We start from the raw sequence: 12,530 nt of genomic DNA on the forward strand, positions 1-12,530 counted from the left end.
CAAATTTAGTAGACTTTTTGGAACTGGCAAATTTTTTGATGAAAATTTATATCTTTAATTAAAATTTTATTCATGGAGAAAACCGGACTCAGGTATGTAGATCTTGTTTACAAGGTATTGGAAAATTGGTATATCACCTTCGCTGAACTTACACCCAAGCTGATTGTTGGAATTTTAGTATTTACCTTTTTCCTGGTTACCAGCAAATATTTAAGCCAGGCAGCGGTAAAATTATTCCATAAATTTTTTCCTAAAAGTCGCAAAGAGAGTTCATTAGTCACCTTAATCAGTGTATTCAGATTTTTGATCATGCTGATGGGAACCTTTATTGCTCTTGAAATAATGGGTTTCAGCGGCTTTCTTTGGAAGTTTATCGGAAGCTTAGGAGTTGCGGGGGTTATTGCCGGGGTTGCTCTGAAAGATCTGGTATCCAGTATTTTCTCAGGAATGCTTATTGGAATTGACAAAGCTTACAAGGTAGGAGATTATATTACGATCGGAACCCACTCAGGAACAGTACAGGAAATCGGGTTTCTCACTACAAAAATTCTTACTGATGACGGAAAGAAAGCTTATATCCCTAATCAGGTTGTTTTCAATGCTCCGTTTTACAATATTACGGCCTCACCACAACGAAGGATTATTTTAAATTTTGAAATTCCGGCTGATGAAGATATTACCAAAGCACAGAAAGGAATTCTTGATGTGGTTAAAAATCTTGATAATGTAGATAAGCTGGACACTCTAGAAGTGATTTTTACAGATTTGAAGCAAGGTGCATTTAATCTTCAGGTAAAATTCTGGATAAAAGTGGGGGCTAATCTTGCGCAGGTAAGAAGCCAGGCTTATTTAGGGATTAAAGAACGCTTTGATACGGATAAAATTCAGCTGGTAACGCCAACGAGCATCAGCATTACAAGTGGAGAGACTAACTTGCCGGAAAGTCATCAGGATAAGTAAAATTATTCACAAAATAAAAGACCATTTCGAGTATTGAAATGGTCTTTTTTATGATGATTGATAGGGGATATTTAAACCTAACAGGTTTTAGAAACCTGTTAGGTTTACAGTAGTACATTTCCGCTGAAGTTATTACAAAACTGTGCCCTTCACGTTCCAACAAAAAAACCGTTCCAAAATTGGAACGGTTTTCTATTTTATTTAAAAATTTCAGCTTATGCTAAAACTTCTTTTACTTTGTTTGCAGCTTCTTCTAAAGTAATTGCAGAGTGTACCGGAAGACCAGACTCGTCAATTAATTTTTTAGCTTCTACAGCGTTAGTTCCCTGTAATCTTACGATCAATGGAACAGGAAGGCTACCCATAGCTTTGTAAGCATCTACAACACCCTGAGCAACTCTGTCACATCTTACGATACCTCCGAAGATGTTGATCAAAATAGCTTTTACGTTTGGATCTCTTAAGATGATTCCGAAAGCAGTCTGTACTCTCTGAGCATCTGCAGTACCACCTACGTCAAGGAAGTTTGCAGGGTTACCGCCAGATAATTTGATGATATCCATAGTTGCCATTGCAAGACCAGCTCCGTTTACCATACAAGCAACGTTACCATCCAGTTTTACGAAGTTAAGACCAGCTTCACCAGCTTCTACATCCATTGGATCTTCTTCTCTTGTATCTCTCAGTTCAGCTAAGTCTTTGTGACGGAACAATGAGTTGTCATCCAAAGTTACTTTAGCATCTACAGCGATAATCTTGTTATCAGAAGTTTTTAATACAGGGTTGATTTCGAAAAGAGATGCATCAATGCCTGTGTAAGCATTATAAAGAGAACCGATGAATTTTACAAATTCTTTGAAAGCATTTCCTTCAAGACCTAGGTTGAAAGCAATTTTTCTAGCCTGGAATCCCTGAAGACCTAAAGCAGGATCAATGATTTCTTTGTGGATCAAATGAGGAGTTACTTCAGCAACGTGCTCAATATCCATACCACCTTCAGTAGAATATACGATTGTATTTTTACCTTCAGCTCTGTCTAATAGAATAGAAACATAAAATTCTTTAGTTTCTGACTCACCTGGATAATATACATCCTCTGCAACCAAAACAGAATTTACTTTTTTACCTTCAGCAGAAGTTTGTGGAGTAATCAACTGCATTCCGATGATATTCTGAGCGTTTTCTTTAAGCTTATCCATGTTTGGAGAGAACTTTACACCACCACCTTTACCACGACCACCTGCGTGGATCTGAGCTTTTACTACCCACCCTTGAGCGCCAGTTTCAGCAGTTAGTTTTTCAGCAGCAGCTACAGCTTCATCTACGTTGTTTGCAACGAAACCACGTTGGATAGCTACTCCATACTTTGATAAAATCTCTTTTGATTGATACTCGTGAAGATTCATATTATTTTTATTATTTTATTTTAATATTTAAAGGTTGACAAATTTACTAAAAAGACACGGAAGTTCAAGTTTATTGACTTAAAAATTAAAGTCTGGCTGACTTGATTTTTAACATATCTTCCTGTTTTCCCTTATTCTTTCGCTAATTTCTCAGATTGAACAGGTTGAATGTTCGTATGAGCAGCCTTCTTCTGTTAATTTTTATTTCCTAAATTCTGTTTTTAGCAAAATATAAGATCAGCATTCCCCAGCTCAAGATCATCATCAGACCTCCAAGCGGAGTGATAGGGCCTAAGAATTTAAGATTCATTCCCAGATAATCCTGCATGCTTAAGAAATAGATACTTACTGAGAATAAAAATGTTCCTGCAATCATTAAAATGGAAGTCCATTTTTCAGCGGAAGTTTCAAATTTTAAGATATATCCGATGATCAGCAGGAAAAAAGCTGCATACATCTGGTATCTTACTCCTGTTTCAAAACTTTCCAGTCTTTCCACAGCTAATATTTTCTTTAAAGCGTGTGCTCCGAAAGCACCCAGGATTACAGAAACCATTCCGTAAACTGCTCCAAAAATTAATGTGATTGTTTTCATTTTATAACTCTTCTAATTCTAGGGTTAAATATTTTTTTGTTTTATCATCCTGCCAGGTTCCTGAAATTGTATTTCCTTTCATATCTGCTTCTACAAAAGCTCTTGGAATCCATTTGCCGACAGCTTCATCATAATGATCATTCTCAGTAATGGAAATATGATTTCCTTTCATTTTACCGTCCCATGGAATCAGCTTTTTATTTTTATCATACCAATACAATGCAGTAAAGGAGCTTGTATCATTTTCACTTTCTCCTTTATATAAGCGGCTGATAAAAACAGTGACAGGATATTTGCCATCTATTTTTCCTTTGTACAACTTATTTCTAAAACTGGTGGCACCTATTTTTTCAGAACCGGAAATTAAATTTCTTGCATAAGGGCTCCAATATTTTTCCAGTTCTTTGTAGGAAAACTCTATTTCGTGACTGTCGAGGTCATCCAGAGCTCTCATAGCATGGTTGGAGCATCTTCTGGCAACAAAAGTCAGTTTATCTTTTCCGAAAAAATATCTGATGTCTTCTAAAGTATGTTCTGTAAAACAGTCCTCATACATAGCGATCTGATCTTCAGTTTCCTCAGATGGTTTTTTTTCTGCTTTCAGTTTGACCAGAAAGTCAGCAATTCTTTTTTTTACTCTTCTCTGAATGATACTTTCAACCATTTTCACGGAATTAGGTTGAAATAAATCTTCAGCATTGATAAAATTTCCTGTTCTCAGATCAAAATTTTTCCAGATTAAAAACCCTTCGGCATAAGCGCCCGAAGCTTCACCATCAATGGCAATACTCAGAATATTCTCAGGAGTTTCAATTTTATCCCAACTATAAAAATAAAGATAGTTGGAATAGGAATTGGTTGCTGTAGAAGCCAGTTTAAAAGGATTTCCGCCAGATCCGGGAACATATTCCAGCTGATCCACCTGCAGAAATGTATTGATTTTATTTTCTACCCGTGGATTTTCAGGATAGGAAACAACCGGAAAAACGGTATCTTCAGTTTTAGGCTGCAGATTAGTGATTATCACTTTTTGCTGCTGCGAAAAACTTAATCCGGAAATCAGTAAGAAAAATACAATACCCTTTTTCACTATTTTGATTTTAAGTACATTAAAATGAACTTGGCAACCAGTGTAGAAATCCCCAGTATGATAAACATATTGGCGAATTTTTTAGAACTTCTGAAACCTTCATTGTTTGTTTTCTTCAGAAAGAATCCAAAAAGAAGGAATACGATAGGCAAAATGATCTGTAGCATTAGTTTCCTCTCATTCTGTTAAATTCATTGATCACCTCATGGTGGCTCACCGTCTTATCTTTAAAATACGTTACAAAGTGCTGTTTTTCTTCTTCAGTAGCGCCCAATTGGTTCAGAATATTCAATAAGTGCATCTTCATATGTCCTTTCTGGATTCCTGTGGTCACCAGAGAGCGTAAAGCCCCAAAGTTTTGTGCAAGTCCTGAAACTGCCAGGATGCTCATCAGCTCTTGTGCGGAAGGTTTCCCAAGAAGTGCCAGTGAGAATTTTACCAAAGGGTGAAGATTGGTAAGTCCTCCCACAACTCCAACAGAAATAGGAAGATCAATCCAGAATCTGAAAATTCCGTTATCTGTTGTACAGTGTGTTAAAGATCTGTATTGGCCATCTCTCGCAGCATAAGCATGTGCGCAGGCTTCCGTAGCTCTGAAATCATTTCCGGTAGCGATTACAACGGCATCTACTCCATTCATTACTCCTTTATTATGAGTAGTCGCACGGTAAGGTTCTATTTCTGCAATGGTAACGGCCTGCTTGAATTTAGAAGCAAATTCTTCCGGAGAAATTCCACTGTCATCTTTTAAATCTTCCATTTTACACGAAACCTCAGCTCTCACAATACAGTCAGGGGTAAAGTTGGAAAGAATATTCATCACAATCTGCAGTGAATTCTTTTCTTCCTGAGTAAAATCTTCGCTGGTAGCAACTTCCTGTCTCAAAGTCTTTCCGAACTGCTCAAGACATGAGTTGATAAAGTTCGCTCCCATTGAATCCACAGTATCAAAACTTGCTTTCAACTGGTAGTAATTCGGCATTTCTGCTGTTTTATCCACCAGGCTGATGTTTAAAATACCTCCGCCGCGTTTTCTCATATTCGTGGTGATATCTTCTGTGGCTTCAAATAATTTTTTCTTTAAACTGAAATTAAAGAAATGTAATAATTTGTGAGGTTCTACATTAAAAATAAAGTGGGTATGCCCCAGTTTTTCAGTATTGATAATCGTTGTTTTAAAACCTCCCTTATCGATCCAGAATTTGGCAGCTTTGGAAGCAGCCGCTACTACTGAACTTTCTTCAACTGCCATTGGAAGTGCCAACAGTTTTCCATCGATTAAAAAGTTCGGAGCAATTCCGTACGGCATATAGAAATTGGAGATGGTATTTTCAGAAAATTCTTCGTGAAGTTTCTGAAGATCTGCATCATCATTCCAGTATTGTTTTAATATATTTTGATATTCCTGGTTTCCTTCAAGATATTCGTTTACGAGCCATTCGATTTTCCCCTGCTTTGGAAGCTTGGAAAAACCTTCGATTGGTTTATGATTCATGATATAAACTTTAATGAGCCGTAAATATAATGATTTTGAGACTCTTTTTTGTGGATAACTTACATGAAAAAAGGTTGACTTTTATCAATTTTGGAACTAATTTTGAACAATATTAAATTACAATTCAGATACAAAACATATCAAATCATTTTAAATATGAATTTTGACCGTCTTAAAGAAAAGCTTGAAATCCTTGCTGATGCAGCGAAATATGATGTTTCCTGTTCATCAAGCGGAGGTACAAGAAAAAATAAAAAAGGAGCATTGGGAGATAGTTCTGCAAGCGGGATCTGTCATACCTATACAGAAGACGGAAGATGTGTTTCTCTGCTTAAGGTTCTGTTGACAAATCACTGTATTTATGATTGTGCTTACTGCGTTTCCAGAAGTTCCAATGATATCAAAAGAGCTGCTTTTACAGTAGAAGAAGTGGTAGACCTTACCATCAATTTTTACCGCAGGAATTATATTGAAGGGTTATTTCTAAGCTCAGGAATTTTTAAAAACGCAGATACCACAATGGAAAGACTGGTAAGAGTGGCCAAAAAGCTGCGCCTGGAAGAAAATTTTAACGGATATATTCATTTGAAATCTATTCCGGGAGCAAGTGATGATCTGATGCAGGAAGCTGCGTTGTATGCAGACCGTTTATCCGTTAATATTGAAATTCCTACGGAGAGTGGATTAAAATTATTGGCGCCTGAAAAAAACAGACAGGATATGATCAGCCCGATGCGGTATATTCAAAAAGGCATCATTCAATATAAAGATGAAAAGAAAATCCTTAAGAAGGTTCCGAAGTTTGCTCCGGCCGGACAGTCTACACAAATGATTGTGGGAGCAACCAATGAAAATGACTTACAGATCATAAAAGTGGCAGATCATTTTTATAAAAATTTTAATCTGAAAAGGGTGTATTATTCCGGATATGTTCCGGTTCTGGAAGATCAAAGACTGCCCTCTTTAACCACAGAAGTCCCTATGCTTAGGGAAAACCGACTGTATCAGTCGGACTGGCTGATGAGATTTTATGGTTTTAAAGCAGAAGAAATTTTAGATCCCAATGTTCCTTTTCTTGATCTGGAAATGGATCCGAAATTAAGCTGGGCATTACGGAATCTGGATCAGTTCCCGGTGAATCTCCAGACTGCCGAATACCGGATGATTTTAAGAATTCCCGGAATCGGAGTGAAAACAGCGCAGAAAATTGTGAGTGCAAGACGTTTTCAGATTTTAACGATGGATCATTTGAAAAAACTCGGAGCGGCTGTCAACCGGGCAAAATATTTCATCGATTTTAATGCTGGGAATGCCTACCTGAAATACTTAACGGATAAAAACTTCAGAAAGCTACTCATAGGCGGAAGCTCATCCAAATTTCATAACCAGTTTTCGCAACAGCTGACTTTGTTTTGATTTTAAACACAAATGACACCATATTTTCACAAATGGACACTAATTTATAATACAACACGACTGTCATTCTGACGAAGGAAGAATCTCTAGATTCTTCACTTCATTTTATTTCGTTCAGAATGACAAGCACACACAAATTTTAATTCAACACATGACAACTCTACTCTACGATGGAAGTTTTGACGGTCTTTTCACAGCAGTATTTGAAGTTTTCGAATATCGTTATAAAGATGTAGAAATTATAAGCAGGGAAAGGTTTCATCAGGAAAATATTTTTGCTGAGATTCACGAAGTCATTACCCAAACAGATAAATCTGAAAGGGTTTTGAATAAATTAGAACAGAATATTGGGAAACAGGGCGTTTACAAACTTTTAAAAGTTTTTTTATCGGAAGATCCGGAGCTGGAAAGCCTTATTTTATCTGCGATAAGACAGTCGGTGAAGAATCCAGAAAATAATATTCTTGAAAACTTTGCCGATAATGATGTTTTAAAAATTTCAAAAATCTGTAAATCAGTAGACCGGGAAAGACACAGAATGACGGCTTTTGTCCGGTTTGAAAAAATGCATGATGGTGTTTTTTTCTCTAAAATAGATCCCGACTTCAATGTTCTTCCTTTAATCAGAAAACATTTTCACGACCGATACCAGGATCAGAAATGGATGATCTACGATCTCCGGAGAAACTACGGACTTCTGTATGATCTGAACGATTGTGAGTTTTTCTATCCTGATGAAAAAATTATTCTCCATAATTATCAGCAGAAATTTCATGATGAGGAAAACAATTATCAGATACTCTGGCAGCGATATTTCACAAAAACCAATATTGTAGAAAGGAAAAATATGAAACTCCATATTCAGCATGTTCCCAAAAGATACTGGAAATATCTGACTGAAAAATGGTAGCCGGAATTCCATATTGTGGATAACTTTTTATTTCGACGATAAAAACTATGGTTTCAAATTATTTTTTGATCCATATTTTATAACCTGCTCATTTTATGGGAGATAAAATCCACATTAATGGAAAACTCATATTGTGGATAACTTTTTTGAGTTAACATACCGTTAACATTGAAAATAGTTCAACATCAATTTTCTTGTAAAAATGGAGTAAATAAAGCCAGTTCCAGAAAGTAAAGGAATATAAAATATATTATAAACCCATGTAAATCTGTGACCTATAGATTCAAAAACTATATCAACATTCCCAGTTTGTGGATAACTCTCACTTTCTAATGGTCCGTAACGCTTTCTTTACAATATAATGCGTTTCTTTTGTCGGACTTTCCCGAAGCCATTCGTCACAGATTTCCACTACAAATTCGGGTTGAGATTTGCTGGCATCATTCAGCCAGTTGCCAACACTATCCTGTACATATCTTGAGGAATCTGATCGTAAAGGTTCCAGTATTTCCAGTCCAAGCCCTGGATTGTGTTTTAAAGCATCAATATGTTCACACCACACACCTCTTGGCCTTGTGGATTCGCTGGCAAAGCGTCTTACATTTTCATCGTCATGCATCGTCCATTCTGATAAAAGAGATAAGCTTTCCTCAAGGTTTCTGACGATATCCGGGCGCATCGTCATCCAGCAGATTTCCCTCACTCCAAAATGAGAGTCAGAAGCAAATGGCTGAATTTTGTTTAATTTTTCCTTAAGTTGTAAACCGTTATTTCTTCCAATCGTATAAGCTGCCCAGCAACGTACCAGATCTGCGGGATGAACTGACAATTTCAAAAGAAATTCGTTATCCTTATTTTTCACAGCCAGATTAAGTAAGCCAATTCCTATTGTTTCATTAATGGTATTGACAGTTTGTTTTTTCAGCTGGTTTACACTTTCTAAAACGGGTGTCAAATATTCCTTACGATCATTCTGTAAAAGCAGATTTTCCAACAGCAACCTTTGATCTACTGCCAGCCATTCCGTAAGATTGGCGGTTTCAATTTCTCCTCTGTTCAGCTGTTCCAAAATATCCGTTGGAATATCTTTGATGGAGCGGGCTCCTTTTCGTTTTTCTGTCATACTATTTAATGATTACCTTTACAAAAGTCTGAAAGTGGGCGGAGAAAAACAATACCGCACATTTTTCACCCATAGGGATAAAAAAGTCAATTTTATGGAAACAAAGGAAAGAGCTGAAGAAAATAAAATATGTCCGTTGGAAGTTGCTGTTAATACCATCAGTGGAAAATGGAAAATTCCTATTGTCTGGCAGATCAATGAAGGAAAAAAACGTCCCAGTGAATTTTTGCGAGGTATTGCTAAAGTGGACCGCAGGGTTCTCAATCAGCAGCTGAGTGAAATGGTGGAAGACGGTATTTTAACGAAACAGTCTTTCAATGAACTTCCTCCAAGAGTAGAATATACTTTGACAGAACTTGGGGAAAAACTGGTAGAAATCCTCTGGCAGCTGAATGAATGGGGAAAATTATTGATTCCTGAAAAAGAGGAGTCGTTGAACCGCTAAATTTTCAAATAAGATATTGGCAGATAGGTGAAAAAAAATGATATTTGTGTTCACTAAAACGCATGAAAAAAGTTATCACAGGAATCATTGTTATTCTCATTTACACAGGCTGTACAAAAGAAAAAATATCAGACCGTTTATTACCTGAACCAGATAAAAATGAGCATTTAATTGCTGAAAATGCTTTAAAAATCAATAAAGGTAAAAATACTATCAGGGAAAGATTTTCTCCCCCGGAAGGGTATGATTGGATAGAAGAAAAACCTGGTTCTTTCGGATATTTTATTGAAAACTTCAAACTCAAACCTTACGGCAGCCAGATTGTAAAATATGACGGAAAACCTATTTCTACCCAGCATCTTCATGAAGCGGTTTTTGATATTGATACCGGAAATAAGGATCTTCAGCAATGTGCTGATGCAGTCATCCGAATGAGAGCTGAATATCTTTATAAGGCAAAAAAATTTAACGAAATTAAATTTCATTTTACAAGCGGTGATCTTTTCAGCTGGAATGATTATAAAAACGGAACGAGAGCTTTTGTCAGCGGAAATTCTGTCAACTTCAAAAGAGCTGCGTCTTTTGATGATTCTTATCAGAGTTTCAGAAATTATCTGGATGTCATTTTTAATTATGCAGGAACGATTTCATTAAATAAAGAAACAAAACCTGTCAATAAAAATTCAGATCTGAAAACAGGAGATATCCTGATCACACCGGGAAGTCCCGGACACATTGTTTTTATTTCCGGTGTCTGCCGGAATAAGAAAGGAAAAAGATTATTCTTATTAAGTGAAGGATTCACCCCGGCGCAATCGGTTCATGTACTTTCAAATCCGTTTAATCCCTATTTTACGCCCTGGTATGACCTTGACATCCATGCTGAGGAGACCAAAACTGCACGATATTTTTTTAAACCTACAAACTTCAGAAGCTTTTAATAATTTATATTCAAAACTATTGGAAACTTACTACGATAATCTGAACTTGTTTTTGTAAATTTGTTTTCGAAATTTTTTACTTGATGAAAGAGAGTGCTGTAAAAAAAATTGCAGTTCTTACTTCAGGAGGTGACTCTCCGGGTATGAATGCGGCGTTAAGAGCGGTAGTAAGAACCGCCAATTACTATAATATCGAATGCTACGGAGTGAGGGAAGGTTACAACGGCCTTATCAATAATGATTTCCTGAAAATGGGAGCCCGTTCCGTAAAAAATATAATCAACCAGGGCGGAACCATTCTAAAATCTGCCAGATCTGCTGAGTTCAGAACTAAAGAAGGCCGTCAGAAAGCTTACAACAACTGTATAAAGCTGGGAATTGACGGATTGGTATGTATCGGAGGTGACGGAACATTTACCGGTGCCAAAATCTTTAATGAAGAGTTCGGAATCAGAGTAATCGGTATCCCGGGAACGATCGACAACGATATTTTCGGAACTGATAATACGATCGGATACGACACTGCATTGAATACGGCAATGGATGCCATTGACAAAATCCGTGACACAGCAACTTCCCACAACAGGGTTTTCTTTGTGGAAGTAATGGGTCGTGATGCTGGTTTTATTGCTTTAAACAGTGGATTGGCAACCGGAGCTCTGGATATTTTAATTCCTGAGAAAAAAGACAGTATTGATGAGCTTTTCACGAAATTCAGGGATGCGGAAAAAACCGGAAAAGCATCAAGTATTGTGGTGGTTGCAGAGGGTGAGAAACTAGCCAATGTGTACGAACTTGCAGAAAAAACCAAACAGACCTTCCCTGATTATGACATTCGTGTAGCGATTTTGGGACATATGCAGAGAGGTGGTTCTCCAAGCTGTGCAGACAGAGTGTTGGCAAGCCGACTGGGCTATGGAGCCGTAACCGGACTAATGGAAGGACAAACCAATGTAATGGCAGGAATGCGTTCCAACGATCTGACGTATACGCCAATAGAAGAAGCCATTAAAAAACATAACGAAATCAATAAAGATCTTTTACTGATTTCAGAAATTTTAGCAATCTAATTATTTTTATAATCTAATAAAAACAAACTATTATGTCAACAATTAAAGTAGGTATCAACGGTTTTGGTAGAATTGGACGTCTTGTTTTCAGAGCAATGACTGAAAGAGACAACATTGAAGTTGTAGGAATCAATGACCTAATCAATGCAGAATACATGGCTTACATGTTAAAATATGACTCTGTACACGGTATTTTCCCAGGTGAGGTTTCTGTAGAAGGAAATGATCTTGTAGTAAACGGGAAAAAAATCAGAGTAACTGCTGAAAAAGATCCAAGTAACCTAAAATGGAACGAAATCGGTGCAGATTACGTAGTAGAATCTACCGGTTTATTCCTTGATAAAGACAGCGCTGCAAAACACCTTGCTGCAGGTGCTAAGAAAGTAATCCTTTCTGCTCCTTCTAAAGATGACACCCCAATGTTCGTAATGGGGGTAAACCACAAAGAGCTTACTGATGATATCAAAATCTTATCAAATGCTTCTTGTACTACAAACTGTTTAGCTCCTTTAGCTAAAGTAATCCACGATAACTTCGGAATCGTAGAAGGTTTGATGACTACTGTACACGCTACAACAGCTACTCAGAAAACAGTTGACGGTCCTTCAATGAAAGACTGGAGAGGTGGTAGAGCTGCTCTGAATAACATCATCCCTTCTTCTACTGGTGCTGCTAAAGCAGTAGGAAAAGTAATCCCTTCACTAAACGGAAAATTAACAGGTATGTCTTTCAGAGTACCAACTGTTGACGTTTCTGTAGTAGATTTAACAGTGAGAATTGAAAAAGCGGCTTCTTATGAAGAAATCTGTTCAGTTATCAAAGCTGCTTCTGAAGGTGAATTGAAAGGTATCCTAGGATATACTGAAGATGCAGTAGTATCTCAGGACTTCGTAGGAGATAAGAGAACTTCTATCTTCGACAAAGATGCTGGTATCATGCTTTCTCCTAACTTTGTGAAACTTGTTTCCTGGTATGACAACGAAATGGGTTACTCTAACAAGTTAGTAGATATGCTTGTACACGCTGCTTCTTTATAATCAATAATGAGCGATAAGCAATAAGTAATATAAAACCTTCCC

General features: G+C 37.0%; 13 protein-coding genes. 7 read left to right on the forward strand and 6 right to left on the reverse strand.

Annotation, left to right across the window (positions count from 1 at the left end):
* Positions 1-72: 72 nt before the first annotated feature.
* Complete coding sequence (locus DEU40_RS00875; protein WP_110008100.1) at positions 73-960, forward strand: mechanosensitive ion channel family protein; 888 nt, start codon at positions 73-75, stop codon at positions 958-960.
* A gap of 215 nt (positions 961-1,175) precedes the next feature.
* Here the strand turns inward: DEU40_RS00875 and sucC are convergent, their stop codons facing one another.
* The 5 genes from sucC to DEU40_RS00895 all read right to left on the reverse strand — a co-directional run bounded on the left by sucC (position 1,176) and on the right by DEU40_RS00895 (position 5,546).
* On the reverse strand, positions 1,176-2,366 hold the full coding sequence (sucC, locus tag DEU40_RS00880; protein WP_062676270.1) for an ADP-forming succinate--CoA ligase subunit beta: 1,191 nt from the start codon (positions 2,364-2,366) through the stop codon (positions 1,176-1,178).
* Positions 2,367-2,574: 208 nt separating this feature from the next.
* Positions 2,575-2,961: a DUF423 domain-containing protein gene (locus DEU40_RS00885; protein WP_110008101.1), complete on the reverse strand. Its 387-nt coding sequence runs from the start codon at positions 2,959-2,961 to the stop codon at positions 2,575-2,577.
* Between the two features lies 1 nt (position 2,962).
* Positions 2,963-4,051 (reverse strand): hypothetical protein, encoded by a 1,089-nt coding sequence (locus tag DEU40_RS00890; protein ID WP_110008102.1) that lies wholly within the window; start codon positions 4,049-4,051, stop codon positions 2,963-2,965.
* Positions 4,051-4,218: a hypothetical protein gene (locus DEU40_RS22260; RefSeq protein WP_181397917.1), complete on the reverse strand. Its 168-nt coding sequence runs from the start codon at positions 4,216-4,218 to the stop codon at positions 4,051-4,053. Before DEU40_RS22260 ends, DEU40_RS00890 begins: the two co-directional genes overlap by 1 nt.
* Positions 4,218-5,546, reverse strand: a complete 1,329-nt coding sequence (locus tag DEU40_RS00895; RefSeq protein WP_110008103.1) for a hydroxymethylglutaryl-CoA reductase, degradative — start codon at positions 5,544-5,546, stop codon at positions 4,218-4,220. Before DEU40_RS00895 ends, DEU40_RS22260 begins: the two co-directional genes overlap by 1 nt.
* 156 nt (positions 5,547-5,702) lie before the next feature.
* Between DEU40_RS00895 and DEU40_RS00900 the strand changes: the two genes are divergently transcribed.
* Both DEU40_RS00900 and DEU40_RS00905 read left to right on the forward strand, forming a co-directional pair.
* Complete coding sequence (locus DEU40_RS00900; RefSeq protein ID WP_110008104.1) at positions 5,703-6,962, forward strand: putative DNA modification/repair radical SAM protein; 1,260 nt, start codon at positions 5,703-5,705, stop codon at positions 6,960-6,962.
* A gap of 151 nt (positions 6,963-7,113) precedes the next feature.
* The gene (locus tag DEU40_RS00905; RefSeq protein WP_110008105.1) at positions 7,114-7,872 is read left to right on the forward strand and encodes a TIGR03915 family putative DNA repair protein; all 759 of its coding nucleotides are present in this window, start codon (positions 7,114-7,116) and stop codon (positions 7,870-7,872) included.
* Between the two features lie 322 nt (positions 7,873-8,194).
* Here the strand turns inward: DEU40_RS00905 and DEU40_RS00910 are convergent, their stop codons facing one another.
* On the reverse strand, positions 8,195-8,995 hold the full coding sequence (locus DEU40_RS00910; protein ID WP_110008106.1) for a DNA alkylation repair protein: 801 nt from the start codon (positions 8,993-8,995) through the stop codon (positions 8,195-8,197).
* A gap of 94 nt (positions 8,996-9,089) precedes the next feature.
* On the opposite strand from DEU40_RS00910, the gene DEU40_RS00915 reads away from it, so the two are divergent.
* The 4 genes from DEU40_RS00915 (at position 9,090) to gap (ending at position 12,488) form a co-directional block, all read left to right on the forward strand.
* Positions 9,090-9,440, forward strand: a complete 351-nt coding sequence (locus DEU40_RS00915; protein ID WP_110008107.1) for a winged helix-turn-helix transcriptional regulator — start codon at positions 9,090-9,092, stop codon at positions 9,438-9,440.
* A 62-nt stretch (positions 9,441-9,502) separates the two neighbouring features.
* Positions 9,503-10,381: a DUF4846 domain-containing protein gene (locus tag DEU40_RS00920; RefSeq protein ID WP_110008108.1), complete on the forward strand. Its 879-nt coding sequence runs from the start codon at positions 9,503-9,505 to the stop codon at positions 10,379-10,381.
* Positions 10,382-10,464: 83 nt separating this feature from the next.
* Positions 10,465-11,451, forward strand: coding sequence for a 6-phosphofructokinase (gene pfkA, locus DEU40_RS00925; RefSeq protein ID WP_110008109.1), 987 nt, complete (start codon positions 10,465-10,467; stop codon positions 11,449-11,451).
* Positions 11,452-11,483: 32 nt separating this feature from the next.
* Positions 11,484-12,488, forward strand: a complete 1,005-nt coding sequence (gene gap, locus DEU40_RS00930) for a type I glyceraldehyde-3-phosphate dehydrogenase (protein ID WP_110008110.1) — start codon at positions 11,484-11,486, stop codon at positions 12,486-12,488.
* The last annotated feature ends 42 nt before the right edge of the window (positions 12,489-12,530 follow it).

Origin of the sequence: Chryseobacterium sp. AG844, from assembly GCF_003182335.1 — a bacterium.
Taxonomy (GTDB): Bacteria; Bacteroidota; Bacteroidia; order Flavobacteriales; family Weeksellaceae; genus Chryseobacterium; species Chryseobacterium cupriresistens.